This is a genomic window from Herbaspirillum sp. NPDC101396, assembly GCF_044767365.1.
GTDB lineage: Bacteria > Pseudomonadota > Gammaproteobacteria > Burkholderiales > Burkholderiaceae_D > Herbaspirillum.
The window spans coordinates 12,837-29,413 of sequence record NZ_JBIWNT010000006.1 but is presented as its reverse complement, the minus strand read 5'-3'; the positions used below and the strand labels follow the sequence as shown (position 1 = coordinate 29,413).

General features: G+C 63.2%; 18 protein-coding genes. All 18 read left to right on the top strand.

The window, feature by feature from the left end; genetic code table 11:
- Positions 1–20 precede the first annotated feature (20 nt).
- The 18 genes from ACIROY_RS20165 (at position 21) to ACIROY_RS20080 (ending at position 16,564) form a co-directional block, all read left to right on the top strand.
- Positions 21–1,031, top strand: coding sequence for an ABC transporter substrate-binding protein (locus ACIROY_RS20165; protein WP_402343676.1), 1,011 nt, complete (start codon positions 21–23; stop codon positions 1,029–1,031).
- Positions 1,032–1,889, top strand: a complete 858-nt coding sequence (locus tag ACIROY_RS20160; protein ID WP_402343673.1) for an ABC transporter permease — start codon at positions 1,032–1,034, stop codon at positions 1,887–1,889.
- A 14-nt stretch (positions 1,890–1,903) separates the two neighbouring features.
- Positions 1,904–2,668 (top strand): SDR family oxidoreductase, encoded by a 765-nt coding sequence (locus ACIROY_RS20155; protein WP_402278016.1) that lies wholly within the window; start codon positions 1,904–1,906, stop codon positions 2,666–2,668.
- A 43-nt stretch (positions 2,669–2,711) separates the two neighbouring features.
- On the top strand, positions 2,712–3,251 hold the full coding sequence (locus ACIROY_RS20150) for a cupin domain-containing protein (protein WP_402343670.1): 540 nt from the start codon (positions 2,712–2,714) through the stop codon (positions 3,249–3,251).
- A gap of 21 nt (positions 3,252–3,272) precedes the next feature.
- Positions 3,273–4,172 (top strand): alpha/beta fold hydrolase, encoded by a 900-nt coding sequence (locus ACIROY_RS20145; RefSeq protein WP_402343667.1) that lies wholly within the window; start codon positions 3,273–3,275, stop codon positions 4,170–4,172.
- A gap of 10 nt (positions 4,173–4,182) precedes the next feature.
- Positions 4,183–5,016 (top strand): IclR family transcriptional regulator, encoded by an 834-nt coding sequence (locus tag ACIROY_RS20140; protein WP_402278019.1) that lies wholly within the window; start codon positions 4,183–4,185, stop codon positions 5,014–5,016.
- Positions 5,017–5,021: 5 nt separating this feature from the next.
- Positions 5,022–5,837, top strand: coding sequence for an SDR family oxidoreductase (locus ACIROY_RS20135; protein WP_402343664.1), 816 nt, complete (start codon positions 5,022–5,024; stop codon positions 5,835–5,837).
- Positions 5,830–7,575 carry a thiamine pyrophosphate-binding protein gene (locus tag ACIROY_RS20130; protein WP_402343661.1) on the top strand — a complete coding sequence of 582 codons (1,746 nt, stop codon included), beginning with the start codon at positions 5,830–5,832 and terminating at the stop codon, positions 7,573–7,575. Before ACIROY_RS20135 ends, ACIROY_RS20130 begins: the two co-directional genes overlap by 8 nt.
- A 19-nt stretch (positions 7,576–7,594) precedes the next feature.
- Complete coding sequence (locus tag ACIROY_RS20125; protein WP_116436076.1) at positions 7,595–8,395, top strand: aspartate dehydrogenase; 801 nt, start codon at positions 7,595–7,597, stop codon at positions 8,393–8,395.
- Between the two features lie 19 nt (positions 8,396–8,414).
- Positions 8,415–9,902, top strand: a complete 1,488-nt coding sequence (locus tag ACIROY_RS20120) for an aldehyde dehydrogenase (RefSeq protein ID WP_402278022.1) — start codon at positions 8,415–8,417, stop codon at positions 9,900–9,902.
- Between the two features lie 35 nt (positions 9,903–9,937).
- Positions 9,938–10,909 carry a VOC family protein gene (locus ACIROY_RS20115; RefSeq protein WP_402278023.1) on the top strand — a complete coding sequence of 324 codons (972 nt, stop codon included), beginning with the start codon at positions 9,938–9,940 and terminating at the stop codon, positions 10,907–10,909.
- Between the two features lie 14 nt (positions 10,910–10,923).
- Positions 10,924–12,081, top strand: a complete 1,158-nt coding sequence (locus ACIROY_RS20110; RefSeq protein ID WP_402343658.1) for an FAD-dependent monooxygenase — start codon at positions 10,924–10,926, stop codon at positions 12,079–12,081.
- Between the two features lie 11 nt (positions 12,082–12,092).
- Complete coding sequence (locus ACIROY_RS20105) at positions 12,093–12,428, top strand: hypothetical protein (RefSeq protein ID WP_402343655.1); 336 nt, start codon at positions 12,093–12,095, stop codon at positions 12,426–12,428.
- Positions 12,428–12,661, top strand: coding sequence for a recombinase-like helix-turn-helix domain-containing protein (locus tag ACIROY_RS20100; RefSeq protein WP_007882409.1), 234 nt, complete (start codon positions 12,428–12,430; stop codon positions 12,659–12,661). The genes ACIROY_RS20105 and ACIROY_RS20100 overlap by 1 nt, the downstream gene beginning before the upstream one ends.
- A 32-nt stretch (positions 12,662–12,693) precedes the next feature.
- Positions 12,694–13,740: a Rieske 2Fe-2S domain-containing protein gene (locus tag ACIROY_RS20095; RefSeq protein WP_402278026.1), complete on the top strand. Its 1,047-nt coding sequence runs from the start codon at positions 12,694–12,696 to the stop codon at positions 13,738–13,740.
- Positions 13,741–13,743: 3 nt separating this feature from the next.
- Positions 13,744–14,169: a RidA family protein gene (locus ACIROY_RS20090; RefSeq protein ID WP_402343652.1), complete on the top strand. Its 426-nt coding sequence runs from the start codon at positions 13,744–13,746 to the stop codon at positions 14,167–14,169.
- 12 nt (positions 14,170–14,181) lie between these two features.
- The gene (locus ACIROY_RS20085; RefSeq protein WP_402343649.1) at positions 14,182–15,132 is read left to right on the top strand and encodes a PDR/VanB family oxidoreductase; all 951 of its coding nucleotides are present in this window, start codon (positions 14,182–14,184) and stop codon (positions 15,130–15,132) included.
- A gap of 346 nt (positions 15,133–15,478) precedes the next feature.
- Positions 15,479–16,564 (top strand): porin, encoded by a 1,086-nt coding sequence (locus tag ACIROY_RS20080; RefSeq protein ID WP_402343646.1) that lies wholly within the window; start codon positions 15,479–15,481, stop codon positions 16,562–16,564.
- Positions 16,565–16,577: the final 13 nt, after the last annotated feature.

The window sequence follows — 16,577 nt, the reverse complement described above, 5'->3', positions numbered from 1 at the left end:
ACATTAGGAGTGAAGCAAGCATGAAAAAATTTCTCGCCTCTTTCTGCAGCAAGCTGGTCCTGAGCGCCGCCGTCGCCACGACATTCGCCGCCACCGCCGTGGTGCCGGGCATCGCCCAGGCCGCCCCGGAAGAAGTGACCTACCTGCTGCCGGCGCCGCCGAATTCGCCGGCCTTCGCGCCGTGGGTGCTGGCGCAGCACAAGGGCTATTACGCTGACGAAAACCTCAAGATCAACTTCATCGTCGCCAAGGGCGGCGTCGACGTCGCCAAGCAGATCGGCGCCGGCAATGCCGTCATCGGCGGCGCCATCGGCGACACACCGATCGTGGTGCGCGCCAACGGCATTCCGGTCAAGGCCATCGCCGTCCTGGGTGCAGGCTCGATCACCATGGTCGCCGCCAATGCCAACGAAAACATCAAGTCGCTCAAAGACCTCAAGGGCAAGACCGTCACCGTGATGTCGTACACCGACACGACATACTACGCCTTCCTCGGCAGCCTCAAGACCGCCGGCCTGTCCAAGACCGACCTGCAGATCCAGGCCGCCGGTCCTGCAGGCGTATGGCAGGTGTTCACCGCGGGCAAGGCCTCGGCGTTTGCCGGCGTGCCTGACTGGATCGTCAACTCGACCGATGCCGGCGCCAAGGTCGAGCTGCTCGACAACGGCGGCTTCAAGAGCATGGCGCAGGCTATCCTGGCGTCCGACGACACCATCAAGAACAAGCCCGAATTGCTCAAGCGCCTGGTGCGCGCCACCCTGCGCGGCATGCAGGACATCATGAAGGATCCGAAAGCTGCCGCCAACGACTACGTCGCCGCCCTGCCTGCCTACAAGGGCAAGGAAGCCAGCATCGAAGCCACCTTCGAGATGTATCGCAAATACGTCTACGCCGGCCAGAAGACCTTGGGCCAGATCGACGCCGCCCGCATGGACAGCGTGCAGAAGTTCTACGTCAGCGAAGGCATCGTGACCAAGGCCACGCCGGTCAACGAACTCTTCACCAATCAATTCGTCGGAACAGCCAGATAAATGGATACCTCTACTACAGCCAATCCCATGACTACGCCTGCGCCAGAGACAAGCACCATCGCCAAGGTAAAACGCCCACTGCTCAATGAGCGCGCGCGCACCGTCTGCGGCAGCCTGGTGGTGCTGATCCTGTTCCTGGCTTCATGGCAATGGGGCCCGGGCTGGCTCGGCATGCCGGAATACATCCTGCCGAACCTGTCGCACGTGCTCAAGGAATCGGTGGTCATGTGGAACAACAATGACCTGCTGACGCACTTCGGCATCACCGCGATGGAGGTGGTGTTCGGCTTCCTGTTCGGCGCCTTGCTCGGCCTGGCCGTCGGCGTCGCGCTGGGTCTGTCGCCGCGTGCCGAAGCCATGTTGTCGCCGTACATCCTGGCCCTGCAGATCGCACCGAAGGTCGCATTTGCACCGCTGTTCGTGATGTGGCTCGGCTATACCATCTACCCGAAGATCATCGTCGCCGTGCTGATCGTGTTCTTCCCGATCATGATCAACGTGCTGTCTGCAGTTCGCACGGTGGATCCCGACATGGTCAACCTGGTGCGCACGCTCAATGCCGGCCGCTGGCAGATCTTCCATCTGGTTGAGTTCCGTTCGGCCCTGCCGGCGCTGTTCTCCGGTCTGCGCATTGCATCAACGTTATCCGTCATCGGCGTGACCGTCGGCGAACTGGTGGGCGGCAATCAAGGTCTGGGTTACCTGCTGGTCGACGGCGAAGGGCAGGGCAACACGGCCGCCGTGTTCGTCGCCATCTGCGCGCTGACGCTGATCGGCATCGTCACCTACGGCGCCGTGGTCTGGGCAGAGCGTCGCGTGCTGCATTACCTGCCTAAAGTGCACACCAGCACGGTCTGATGGAGCCACGCGAAATGACTTCACCAAACCAACTGCTGGCCGGTCGCCGCATCCTGATCACGGGCGCGGCGCGCGGCCTGGGGCTGGCCTTCGCTACTGCGGTGGCGGAAGCCGGCGCCAGCGTGGCCATGGCCGACATCCTGCAAGACACCTTGCAGAGCGCAGTCGCCGGCCTGCAACAGCGCGGACTGAGCGTTGCCGGTTTCACCGTCGACCTGGCCGACCCGCAATCCATCGACGCCTGCGCCAAGGCATCGGTGCAATGGCTGGGCGGCCTCGACGGTCTGGTCAACAACGCCGCGATCACCAACTCGGGCGGCAAGACCACCGAGCAACTGTCCATCGAGATGTGGGACAAGGTCATGGACGTCAATGTGCGCGGCACCTGGCTCATGACCAACGCCTGCCTGCCGGCCTTGCGCGCGTCGGGCCGGGGCAGCGTGGTCAACCTGTCTTCCGACACGCCGCTGTGGGGCGCCACCAACCTGCTGGCCTATGTCGCCAGCAAGAGCGCGGTGATCGGCATGACGCGTTCGCTGGCGCGCGAACTGGGCGGCGACAACATCACCGTCAATGCCGTGGCGCCGGGCCTGACGCTGGTCGAAGCCACCGAATACGTACCGAAGGAACGCCACCAGACTTACCACGACCGCCGCGCCATCCAGCGCGACCAGTTGCCGGAAGACGTCTGCGGCGCCGTGCTCTTTGCCTTGTCCGATTTGTCCCGCTTCTATACGGGGCAAGTCATGGCCGTCAACGGCGGCTTCGTGATGAATTGACGAATTGATTAACGAAATCTTCCCGCCCACCAAGGAGAAAAGAATGACCGACATGTCCGAACAAAACAACGTCCAGCGCAGCTGGGACCAGCCTGAAGGCAGCAGCTTCGGCGACTGGATGGAATCGCGCGTGGCGCGCCTGTCGACGCGCAAGTACGACTGGGATGCGCTGAAGTTCCAGGCCGACTACGACCCCAAATTCCGCCGTGCACAGATGCGCTACATCGGCACCGGCGGCACCGGCGTCGCGGTCGATACCAACGTGATTCCGTCGGAACACTTCACCTTCTCCACCATGATCATCCCGGCTGGTCACGAAGGTCCGCCGCACCTGCATATCGATGTGGAAGAAGTGTTCTTCGTCCTGCGCGGCAAGCTCAAGCTGGTGCTGGAAAAAGACGGCGAGCGCTTTGAAACCATCCTGACCGATCGCGACGTCGTGTCGGTGCCGCCCGGCGTGTACCGCGAAGAAATCAACATCGGCGACGAAGACGCATTGATGTGCGTGATGCTGGGCGCGAAGAAGCCGATCACGCCGACCTATCCGGCGGACCATCCGCTGGCTTCCATCAAGCGCGGCTGATTCAGCGTAACGGAAACCGACATGACTCCGCACGCGCCCACCGCCGTCACCTGCGCCGACACGCTGAAGGATTCCCTGAGCCTGCTCGAGGGACGCTTCGCGGAAAGCACCGTCGATCTCGGCGACGGCAGCATCGTGTCCTATCGCTCGTGCGGACGCGGTCCGGTGATCGTGCTGCTGCACGGCATCAGCTCGGGCGCAGCGTCGTGGCTGCAATGCGCGCTGCGCCTGGAAAAAGACGCCCAGGTCATCGCCTGGAACGCGCCCGGCTACGGCCGTTCGACCGCGTTGCCGCAGATGCAGCCGAGCGCCGCCGACTACGCCGCGCGACTGGAATTGTTCCTGGCAGCGCTGGGCATCAACAACTGCCTGCTGGTCGGCCACTCGCTCGGCGCCATGATGGCGGCGGCCTATGTCGGCGGCGGTGGCGAGCGCGCCGCGCGCCTGCTGCTGGTCAGTCCGGCGCAAGGCTACGGCAGCGCAGCCAAACAGGAACGCGGCCGGCAGATTGCGCAGGAACGCCTGGACGTCCTGCGCACCATCGGCGTGGAAGGCATGGCCGAACGCAGCCCGGCGCGCATGTTGTCGGCGCAGGCCGGCAACACCGAACGCGCCTGGGTGCGCTGGAACATCCAGTGGCTCAATCCGGCCGGCTACACGCAGGCGGTGCACATGCTGTGCGGCGACGCGCTGCAGGCGTATGCGCCCAACGGCATGCTGGGCCACGTGCCGGCGACGGTGTACTGCGGCGCCGAGGACGTGGTTACCACGGCCGACGACAGCCGCGAACTGGCCTGGAATTTGAATTTGCCCTTCCATCTGATCGACAATGCGGGCCACGCCTGCTACATCGAACAAGCCGGAGCGGTAGCAGCAGCGATACGTCACCAGCTCAGTGGTCATCTTTATCAACTTTCCTAAAACAAAAATCATGAACAAACCAGTGCTGCCAGAAGAAGAATCGCAAGAGAAATACCTCGTTCCAGGCCTGGAGCGCGGCCTGCGCCTGCTGTGCGAGTTCAGCCGCCAGGACAAGACCCTGTCGGCGCCCGAACTCGCGCGCCGTCTCGACGTACCGCGTTCCACCGTGTTCCGCCTGCTGACCACGCTGGAACGCATGGGCTTCGTCGAGCGCAACGACGGCGGCCGCGACTACCGCCTCGGCATGGCCGTGCTGCGCCTCGGCTTCGAATACCTGGCCTCGCTGGAACTGACCGAGATCGGTCGTCCGCTGCTGGATCGCCTGCGCGACGAAATCGGCTACTCCTGCAACCTGGTCGTGCGCGACGGCCGCTCCATCGTCTACGTCGCCAAGTCGGTCACGCAAACCGCGTTCGCCAGCCACGTCAACGTCGGCACCCGTCTGCCGGCACACGCCACCGTGCTCGGCCGCGTACTGCTGGAAGACCTGACCCTGGCCGAACTGCGCGACCTGTATCCGGAAGAACACCTGGAAGTCTTCTCCAGCAACACACCGAAGACCGTGGTCGAACTGTTCGACATGGTGCAGAACGACAAGCAACGCGGTTACGTGCTGCAGGAAGGCTTCTTCGAAACCAGCATCTCCACCATCGCCGCGCCGGTGCGCGATCACTCGGGCAAGGTGGTGGCCGCGATGGGCGCGACGATCCCGTCGCCGCACATCGAAGCCGATCAACTCGACCTGATCGTGGTCAAGGTGCGCGACACCGCGAATGAACTGTCGCGCCTGCTCGACCACGCGCCGCAAAAGTCGGGCAAGGTCGTCAACATGTGGCGGGAGTAACAGCAATGAGCATGATTGAACTCGAAGGCAAAGTCGCCGTCGTTACCGGCGGCTCTTCGGGCATCGGCCTGGCGACGGTCGAGCTGCTGCTCGAAGCCGGCGCGGCGGTCGCCTTCTGCGGCCGCAACCAGGAACGGTTGCAACAGGTGGAAGCGCAATTGCGCGTGCGCTTTCCGCAAGCGAAATTGTTTTCGTCGGTCTGCGACGTGTTGTCGCAGGAGCAGGTGCAAGCCTTCGCCGCCGCCGTGGAAGAGAAGCTCGGTGCTGTCTCCATGCTGGTCAACAACGCCGGCCAGGGCCGCGTGTCGACTTTCGCCGATACCGAAGATGCGGCATGGACCGAAGAGCTGCGCCTGAAATTTTTCTCGGTGATTTATCCGACCCGCGCATTCCAGCCGCAGTTGCAGCGCATGAGCGCTACGCATGGCGAAGCCGCCGTGGTCTGCGTCAACTCGCTGCTGGCGATTCAGCCCGAGCCGCACATGGTGGCGACATCGGCCGCGCGCGCCGGCATCCATAACCTGGTGCGCTCGCTGGCCACCGAATTCAGCACACACAAAATCCGCGTCAACGGCATCCTCATCGGCCTGGTCGAATCCGGCCAATGGCGTCGCCGTTACGAGGCGCGCACCGGCGCCGACCTCGACCTGTCCTGGGAACAATGGACCCGGGCGCTGGCGCAAAAAAAGAATATTCAACTCGGCCGTCTCGGTCATCCACAGGAAGCCGCCCGCGCGATCGTTTTTCTCGCGACACCGCTTTCTTCGTACACAACAGGCAGCCACATCGATGTTTCAGGAGGACTTTCCCGCCATGCCTAAGCAAAACCAACCAACAGAACAAGTCACCGTCGGCTGCGCCATCGCCGCCTTCCTCGAACAATGCGACGTCAAGGCGGCGTTCGGCGTGATCTCGATCCACAACATGCCCATCCTCGACGCCTTCGGCGAGCGCGGCAAGATCCGTTTCATTCCGGCACGCGGCGAAGCCGGCGGCGCCAACATGGCTGACTCGTATGCACGCACCACCGGCGGCCTTGGCGTCTGCCTGACCTCCACCGGCACCGCTGCCGGCAACGCCGCCGGCGCCATGGTCGAAGCACTGACCGCAGGCACGCCGCTGCTGCACCTGACCGGCCAGATCGAAACGCCTTACCTCGACCAGAGCCTGGCGTACATCCACGAAGCGCCGGATCAATTGTCGATGTTGAAAGCGATCTCCAAGGCCGCCTTCCGCATCCGCAGCACCGAGACCGCCGTCAGCACCATCAAGCTGGCCGTGCAAACCGCGCTGACGCCGCCGATGGGCCCGGTCAGCGTCGAGATTCCCATCGACATCCAGGCGGCGCTGATCCCGATGCCGTCCGATCTGCGTCCGCTGCCGATCGCCGTGCAGGCGCCGTCCGAACATGCGCTCGACGAACTGGCCGAGCGTTTGCTCAAGGCCAAGCGTCCGCTGCTGTGGCTGGGCGGCGGTGCGCGCCAGGCCGGCAAGCAGGTGCAGCGTCTGCTCGCGCTCGGCTTCGGCGTGGTCACCAGCACCCAAGGCCGCGGCATCGTGGCGGAAGACGATCCGCGCTCGCTCGGGTCGTTCAACCTGCACAAGCCTGTCGAAAACTTCTACCAGACCTGCGACGCCGTCGTCGTGATCGGCTCGCGCCTGCGCGGCAATGAAACACTGAAGTACGAACTGAAACTGCCGCGCCCGCTGTACCGCATCGACGCCGATCCGTCGGCCGAAGGCCGCTGCTACAACAGCGACCACTTCGTCTGCGGCGATGCAGCGCTGGCGCTGGAAGGCCTGGCGGATCGTCTCGAAAAACGCAAGAGCGCCATCCAGATCGATCCGGCCTTCATGGGCGACCTGCAAAAGGCGCGCGACGCCGCCGTCGCCGGACTGGTCGACGGCCTCGGTCCTTACAGCGCGCTGGTCGAGCAAGTGCAAAAAGCCGCCGGCCGCAAATTCAACTGGGTGCGCGACGTCACTGTCTCGAACAGCACCTGGGGCAATCGCTATCTGCGCATCTTCGATCCGTTGGCCGGCGTGCATGCGCTCGGCGGCGGTATCGGCCAGGGCCTGGCGATGGGCATCGGCGCCGCCATCGGCGCTGCGGTGACCGCCTCCGGCAAGAAGACCTTCACGCTGGCCGGCGACGGCGGCTTCATCCTCAACCTGGGTGAGCTGGCGACCGCCGTGCAAGAGAAGGCCGACATGGTCATCGTGCTGATGAACGACAAGGGCTACGGCGTCATCAAGAATATCCAGGACGTGCAATACGGCGGTCGCCGCCACTACGTCGACCTGCACACGCCGGACTACGCGCAGCTGTCGCAGGCGCTGAGCCTGCGCCACACCCGCGTGAGCAACCTGGCCGACGTCGAAGGCGCGTTGAAGACGGCGTTGTCCGAGTCCGGTCCTTTCCTGCTCGAAATCGACATGCTGACCATCGGCAGTTTCAAGACCGCGTTTGCCGGTCCGCCGGTGACGGAAAAAGCGGCAGCGGAAGCCGCCGCAGCGTCCATCGCCACGAGCAAAGCTGCAGCTACCGCAGCCGTCTGAAGAAACTGAGGAGAAACCCATGCTGCATGTTTCGATGATCGGTTGCGGCGCCATTGGCGTCGGCGTGATGGAGCTGCTGAAAAGCGATCCGGAAGTCGCCTTCGATGTCGTCATCGTCCCGGAGGCGAACATGGCGAACGCCCGCACCGTGGTGTCGTCGCTGGCGCCCAAGGCGCGCGTCGAGACCCGTCTCGGCGACGACCGTCCCGACCTGCTGATCGAATGCGCCGGCCACCAGGCGATCGAAGAGCACATCATCCCGGCGCTGCTGCGCGGCATCCCCTGCATGGTGGTGTCGATCGGCGCGCTGTCGGAGCCCGGCCTGGTCGAAAAGCTGGAAGCCGCAGCACGCGAAGGCAAGACCCAGGTGCAATTGCTGTCGGGCGCCATCGGTGCCATCGACGCCTTGTCGGCGGCGCGCGTCGGCGGCCTGGAGTCGGTGGTCTACACCGGACGCAAGCCGCCGCACGCGTGGAAAGACACGCCGGCTGACGGACCTTTTGATCTTGCCAACCTGACTGTGGCAACGGTGATCTTCGAAGGCACCGCACGCGAAGCCGCGCGCCTGTATCCGAAGAACGCCAACGTCGCTGCGACCCTGTCGCTGGCCGGCCTTGGCCTCGATCACACGCAAGTGCGTTTGTACGCCGATCCGGGTGTGACGGAAAACGTCCATCACGTCGAAGCCAAGGGCGAGTTCGGCGGCTTCGAACTGACCATGCGCGGCAAGCCGCTGGCGGCCAATCCCAAGACCTCGGCGCTGACCGTATTCAGTGTGGTGCGTGCGCTCGGTAATCGTGCACATGCGCTGTCCATTTAAGTGATGTGAACAAGCAATCATGACTGAACTGAATCTCAACGAAACACTGCCGATCTGCGTCGCAGGTGAATGGCGCCTGGGCGGCGGTGACCGTTACGCCACGCTGTACCCGGCCACCGGCGAAGCGGTTGCTTATCTGAACGCAGCCAGCGTGACCGACGTCGAAGAAGCCATCGTCGGCGCCGACCGCGCCTTCCGCACCAGCGGCTGGGCGCAGAAGAAGCCGCATGAACGCGCCATCGTCCTGTATCGCGTTGCGCAACTGATCCGCGAACGCGGCGAAGCATTGGCGCAGCGTCAACGCCTCGACAACGGCAAGCCGATCACCGAGACGCGCAACCTGGTCGGCAGCGCCGCCGCGACCTTCCAATTCTTCGCCGCTGCCTGCGAGACACTGGAAGAAACCATCACGCCGATGCGCGGCGACAACCTGACCATGAGCGTCTACGAACCGATGGGTGTGGTCGCTGCGATCACGCCATGGAATTCGCCGATCGCCAGCGAAGCGCAAAAGATGGCGCCCGCGCTTGCGGCCGGCAACGCCGTGGTGGTCAAGCCCGCCGAAGTCACACCGCTGATGGCGCTGGAACTGGCCAGGATCTGTGAAGAAGCCGGCGTACCGAAAGGCATGATCAGCGTGCTGCCCGGCAAGGGCTCCGTGATCGGCGACGCCATCACGCTGCATCCGCTGGTCAAGCGCGTGTCCTTCACCGGCGGCACCACCACCGGCAAGCACATCGCCCACATCGCCGCCGACAAGATGATGCCGGTCTCGCTGGAGCTCGGCGGAAAATCGCCCACCATGGTGTTCGATGACGCCGACCTCGACCATGCCGTGGCCGGTGTGCTGTACGGCATTTTCAGCAGCTCGGGCGAATCCTGTATCGCCGGCTCGCGCCTCTTTGTAGCGCGCGGCATCTACGACAGCTTCATGGAACGCCTGGCGGCAGGTGCCGCGGCCTTGCGCGTCGGCGATCCGGCCGACGAGCGCACGCAAATGGGCCCGCTCATCACCGCGCGCCATCGCGAAGGCATCGAGTCCTACGTCTCCATCGGCGTTGCCGACGGCGGCCGCATCCGCACCGGTGGTACGCGTCTTGCAGGCGATCAGTTTGCACGGGGTTACTACTACGCGCCGACCATCATCGAAGGCGTGACCAACGACCAGCGCATCTGCCAGGAAGAAATCTTCGGCCCGGTGCTGGTGGCGATGCCGTTCGATAACGAAGAGGATCTGATCGCGCAAGCCAACGACAGCGTGTACGCGCTGGCGGCCGGCATCTGGACGCGCGACTACAAGAAGGCCTGGCGTTTCGGGCGCGCGGTGCAGGCCGGCAACGTATGGATCAACACCTACAAGCAGTTCTCGATTTCGACGCCGTTCGGCGGTTGGCGCGACAGCGGTCTCGGTCGCGAAAAGGGCCGCCTCGGCATCCTGCAATACATGGAGCAAAAGGCCATGTATTGGGGACTGAATGAAAATCCGCTGCCGTGGGCGCTCAGTTAAGTTAAGCGCCACCGGACAGCAACAAGGAGAAGCAAATGGATGTATTGGGTATCGACGAAATCACTTACGGCGCGGACGACCTGCCGGCTTGCCGCCAGTTCTTCCTCGACTGGGGCATGACGCTGGCGCAGGAGAGCGCTGAAGCACTGGTGTTCGAATCGCAGAACGGTTGCCGCGTAGTCGTGCGCAGCAGCGCCGATCCGGCTTTGCCGCCTGCGATCGAGGCCGGTCCGACATTGCGTGAAGTGGTCTGGGGGGTGTCCGCCGCCGAGGTGCTGCCGAAGTTTGCGGAGCGCATCAAGGACTTGCCGGGTTATTTCAGCGACGGCAAGCGCGTCGGCTGCACGGATCCCAATGGCCTGGCCGTGAGCTTCCAGGTTTCGCAAAAGCGCGACGTCAAGGTCGAGTGCGCCACCATGAACACCTGGAACGAAAAGAACCGCATCAACCAGCGCAGCCCGGTCTATGACCACGCCTCGCCGATCGAAGTCGGCCATGTCGTGTTCTTCGTCAAGGACGTCAAGGCCTGTGAAAAATTCTACTGCGAGAACTTCGGCTTCGTGCCGTCCGACCGCTATCCGGAACGCGGCGCCTTCCTGCGCTGCGCCGATGTGGGCGGGCATCACGACATCTTCCTGTTGCAACCGCCGGAAGCGCGTTCGGGCCTGAATCATGTCGCCTTCACCGTGCGCGATATTCACGAAGTCTTCGGCGGCGGCATGCACATGTCGCGCAAGGGCTGGGACACGCAACTGGGTCCGGGGCGTCATCCGATCTCGTCGGCGTATTTCTGGTACTTCAAGAATCCCGCCGGCGGCCTGATCGAGTACTACGCCGATGAAGACCAGCTCGACGCCGACTGGGAGCCGCGCGATTTCGAACCGGGTCCGACCGTGTTCGCCGAATGGGCGATCGACGGCGGCATCGACGGCAATACGCGCCGTCAAAAGAATGCGCAAGGGCCGACAGGGAAATTCCTGACCGACCGTCAACCGACCCACAAGTAATCGGAGCAAGTCATATGTCTTCTTTCAAAATCGGCATCCTCGGCGCAGGCATCGGCGGCCTCACCGCCGCCATCGCGCTGCATCGCGCCGGCCACGACGTGGTCGTGTACGAACAGTCGAAACAATTCCTGCGCGTCGGCGCCGACATCAACCTGACGCCGAACGCCGTGCGTGCTTTGGATGGCCTTGGTATCGCTGAAGCGGTACGCCGCACCGCTGCACGTCCGACCCATCGCATCAGCCGCACCTGGAACACCGGCGAAGAAACCTCGCGCCTGGAAATGGGCGACACCGCCGAGAAGAAATACGGCGCGCCGCAACTGACCATCCACCGTGCCGATTTGCTGGCGGCATTGGCCGAAGTGTTCCCGGCCGAACGCGCGCAGTTCGCCAAGCGCGCTGAAGCCATCGCCGAAGACGCGCAAGGCGTCACGCTGAACTTCACCGACGGCACTAGCGACAAGGTCGACCTGCTGATCGGCGGCGACGGCATCCACTCGGCCGTGCGCAGCGCCATGTTCGGCAAGGAAAGCCCGCGCTTCACCGGCGTCGTCGCCTTCCGCGCCGTGATTCCGGCCGACAGCGTGGCGCAGGTGCCGAACCTGCAAGCCTTCACCAAATGGTGGGGCCCGAATCCGGAAAGCCAGATCGTCACCTTCCCGCTCAACTGCGGCAAAGACATTTTCATCTTCGCCACCACCGCACAGGAAACCTGGCACCTCGAATCATGGACCACGCCGGGCAGCGTGCAGGAACTGCGCGACAGCTACGCCGGCTTCCATCCCGACGCCACTGCGCTACTGGACGCCTGCGACGAAGTGTTGAAGACCGCACTGTACGAACGCGATCCGCTGCCGCACTGGTCCAAGGGCCGCCTGACGCTGCTGGGCGACGCCAGCCATCCGATGATGCCGTTCATGGCGCAAGGCGCCGGCATGGCGATTGAAGACGCCGTGGTGCTGGCGCGCTGCCTGGGAAAAGTGGCGACCGTCGACGGCATCGCCGACGCGCTGCACGTCTACGAAGAGCTGCGTCTGGAACGCACCAGCAAGATCCAGATCGGTTCGCGCGGCAACAACTGGCTGCGCGAAGGCGGCAATGCGGATTGGGTGTACGGCTACGACGCCTGGTCGGTTCCGCTTGAAGTGGAAACTGACGCGGAAACGGTCTGAGGGTCTGAATGATGAGCGACATCGACAAGAAGTCAGAGCTGATGCTGCTGACCGTGCTGCTCAAGCATGATCAGTCGAAGAATCTGGAAGACATCCAGGCCCACATGAAGAAGGTCGGCTGGTGGGATCGCTTTCCCGTCGAAGGCACGCGCGTGGTGTCGTGGACCGTGGCCATGGGCCTGGGCCAGATCGTCACGCTGGAACTGCCGCCGGCCTTGCTGCCGCTGGTGAACGTGGAGCTGGAACGCTCCGCCTGGGGCGTGTTCCGCACGGAATGCTACCCGACTTACGATTTTGTACCTGTGCGTGAGCGTATCCGCGAACGCGTCAAGAATGGAGGCCAATAATGGTTGCAACAGTCACAGAGGTTTATCTCAATCCCCATCAGGCGCGTCGTCGTGCGCCGACCCAGTATGAAGATCTGCTGGGCGATTCCATCGAGCGCGCCTATGGCGCCGGCATCACCGAGCTGGCGGCGCTGGTCGCGCATCTCAATCGCACCGGTCCCGGCTGCCCGTACAACAACGGCGTCTGGACCGAAGCCAATTATCAAGAAGAGATTGCTCGCCTGGCGGCTTAAGCCGGCGACCTCTACCCTCAGGAGAATAGTCAATGAGAACGACAGCCAATGATCCGGTCGATGCAGTCCTCGCCGTTGGATTGAAAGACTTGTGGTACCCGATCTGCCCGTCCGAATTCGTCGCCGAGCGCCCCGTGTCGCTGCGCCGCCTCGGCAAGAAATTCGTGCTCTGGCGTGAAGCCAACGGCGCCCTGCATGCGCTGGAAGATCACTGTCCGCACCGCGGCGCGCCGCTGTCCATGGGCATCGCCATGGGCGACCGTATCGCCTGCGGCTACCACGGCGTGCAAGTGCGTTTCGACGGCGTCGTCATGAGCGTGCCCGGCAGCCCCGGTTGCAAACTGGAAGGCGCCAAAGCCACCCGTTCGTATCACGTCACCGAAGCCTGCGGCGCGATCTTCCTGTTCAACGCCAGCAGCGACATCGCCGAACCGCCGCCGCTGCAACTGCCGGAAGAGCTGACCAGCCCCGAATACTCGAACTTCCTTTGCTACACCGAATGGAAGGGCGACTACCGCTACGTGCTGGACAACGTCATGGATCCGATGCACGGCACCTTCCTGCACAAGCAGTCGCACTCGATGGCCGAAGGCGATAACACCGCCTCGTTCGGCATTCGTGAAACCGACATCGGCTTCGTGTTCGAAAAAGAAGGCCAGCGCGACGTCAACTTCGACTGGACCGAATGGGCCGACACCGGCCTGCACTGGATGCGCCTGGCGATTCCGTATCCGAAGACCGGCGGCCCCGGCGGCAGCTTCGTCATCGTCGGCAGCTACACGCCTATCGTCGACAACATCGCCGCCGTCTTCCACTGGCGTTGCCGCAAGCTGACCGGCTGGCAAAAAGACACCTGGCGTTTCCTCTATCGCAACCGCCTGGAAGCACGTCACTGGAACGTGCTGGAGCAGGACCGTGCGGTGCTGGAAGTGATGGAGCCCGACGCCAACCAGCGCGAGATGCTGTACCAGCACGACATGGGCATCGTGCGCCTGCGCCGCCACATGCGCAGCCTCGCCAAGGAACAACTGGCGCGCGAAGAAGCGGCTCAGGAAAACAAAGCGGCGAAGGCAGCCTGACCAATGACCGCCGTCCAGATGCAGACTGTGAAGCATATCAAGACCGACAAGGTGGCTGAGCTGGCCACCGCGACCTGGTCGAATTGCCTGGTGATCGGCAATGAGATTGCCATGTCGGGCATGACCGCGCATCCGGCCTCGCGCAACAGCGTTCTGTCGACCTACGAGCAGACGCTGGTGGTGCTGGGCAAGGTGCGCGATCTGGTGGAGGCGGCGGGCGGCACGCTGGGCAATATCTACAAGCTGGTGATTTATGTGAAGGATATCGGGGACAAGGATGAAGTCGGTCGTGCGCGGCGCGACTTCTTCAAAGCCCCTTATCCGTGTTCGACGCTGGTGGAAGTCAGCGGCCTGGTGTTTCCGGAATTGACGGTCGAGGTTGATGCGTTCGCGCGGCTCGACATCGATTTGCAGCAAGCAGTTTCCTGATTTGGATTTTTTATGAGCAGCTCTCTTCTTTCCGTCCGTGTCCAGGCCATGCGCTTTGAAGCGCAGGGCATCGTCAGCGTCGAGCTGGTCTCGCCCGAAGGCGCGCAACTACCGGCCTTCGAAGCCGGCTCGCATGTCGACCTGCACCTGGGCAATGGCATCGTGCGCAGTTATTCGCTGTTGAACTCGCCGGCCGAGCGTCATCGCTACGTGGTCGGCGTGCTCAACGACCGCAACAGCCGCGGCGGCTCGCGCTACGTGCATGAGCAGTTGCGGGTGGGGGCGACGCTGACGATCTCGGCGCCGCGCAATAATTTTCCGGTCGACGAGAGCGCCGCGCATTCGGTGCTGATCGCCGGCGGCATCGGCATCACGCCGATCTCCTGCATGCTCAATTACCTGCGCGGCAAGGGCAAGTCGGCCGAGCTGCTGTACTGCGCGCGCTCGCGCAATGAAGCGGCGTTCGCCGGCGAGTTGCTGCAACAGCCGGATGTAAGCAGCCACTTTGACGCCGAGAAAGGCGCTCCGCCGGACCTGCGCGCTTTCCTCGCGAGCAAGCCGAAGGACGCGCATTTCTATTGCTGCGGCCCGACGCCGATGTTGAATGCATTTGAAGCCATCTGCGCCGAACTCGATCTGCCCAACGTGCACATCGAACGTTTCGCCGCAGCCGAAAACGTCGAAGCCGTGCAGGGCGATGAATACGTCGCCGAACTGGCGCGCAGCAAAAAGTCGGTCACGGTGCCGGCCGGCAAATCGCTGCTGGACGCGCTGTTGGACGCAGGCCTTGATGTCGAGCACAGCTGCCGCGAAGGCGTCTGCGGCGCCTGCGAAACCAAGGTGCTGGAAGGCGAGCCGGAGCATCGCGACGGCGTGCTGAGCAAGGCGGAGAAAGCCTCCAACAAAATGATGATGGTGTGCGTGTCTGGATGCAAAGGACGCCGCCTGGTACTCGATTTGTAGCAGCAACACGCTCTTAAAAATGCCCGCAAGCGCCGGGCATTTTTTTGAGCCCGAACATTTTTGTGGAACGTTGATTCATGGGTGAAACAAAGACCTGATTCAACGCTCCGCGAACCTGTTCAAGGTCCGTAGCGAGAGGCCATCAGCTGGTGGCGCCCGGAGCGGAGCTCATTTGAAATCCTCGGAGTGTACTTGGGTACACGAGGATTTCGAGCACCGGACGACGCCAGATCATGGCCTCGCAGTAGGACCTTGGACAGGTTGCAGGATTCACCTCTCATAGGCGCGGGGCAGATGAGAGAAGTGAACGCGGCGTCAGCCGTGCTTAATTGAAGGGGAGTTTTTCATGAAGAAGGTACTCTTTGCCGTCGCCGCCACCGGCTTCGCGGCAAGCGCATTCGCCCAGAGCAACGTGACGATCTACGGTAGTCTCGACGCCGGCGTGGCCTATGTCAGCAACCTTGGCGGCGGATCGGTCGCGCGTCTGGATCAGGGCACCATGCAACCGGACCGTATCGGTTTCCGCGGCACGGAAGATCTGGGCGGCAACCTGAAAGCCAATTTCCAACTGGAAAGCGGCATCTACACCGACACCGGCGGCCAACCGACCGCCGGTAAACTGTTCAATCGCTACAGCACGGTCGGCCTGTCCGGCGACTTCGGCGCGGTGAGCATGGGCCACATGCCCGACATCGTGTTCGACTACGTCGGCAAGCTGTCCAACGGCTATCAACTGACCAACTGGTACCTGTTCCACCCGGGTAACCTGGACAGCCTGGCCAACACCTACCAGTTCGACAATGCCGTGCGCTACACCTCGCCGAAATTCGCGGGGCTGGAATTGAGCGGCATGTACGGTTTCGGCGAAGTCGCCGGCGACAGCAGCAATGGCCGCAATGTCAGCGCCGGCGCGACCTACACCAACGGGCCTTTGCGCGCCGCGCTGGCGTATTCGAAGCTGAACAATCGCGCAGCCGGCTACGGCGGTGCGTTCCTGCAAAGCCTCGGCCTCGGCACCGCTGCGACCGTGTTCAACAGCCTGAGCACCACTGCTGCGGGCGTCGGTTACACCATCGGTCCGGTGCGTTTGAACGCCGACTACACCCAGGTCAAGATCTCGTTGCCAACCGGCGTCACGCCGAAGCAAAAGAACTTCGACCTCGGCGCAGCCTGGCGCTATGCAACGGCTGACACGCTCAACTTCGGTTACGGCCTGTCCAAGCTGGAAAGCGCACGCTGGAATACCTTCAGCCTGAGCCATGTGCACGCGTTCTCCAAGCGCACCGAGTTCTATGTGCAGGCGGCATATCAACGTGCGGGCGGCAGCGCGCGCTTTGCGGTCATGAACGGCACCGGCGCCGGCGGCGCTACCGGTGTGTCGGGCAGCGACAGCCAGTTGGTGACAACAGTAGGTATGCACCATTCCTTCTAAGTCGCGAACATCG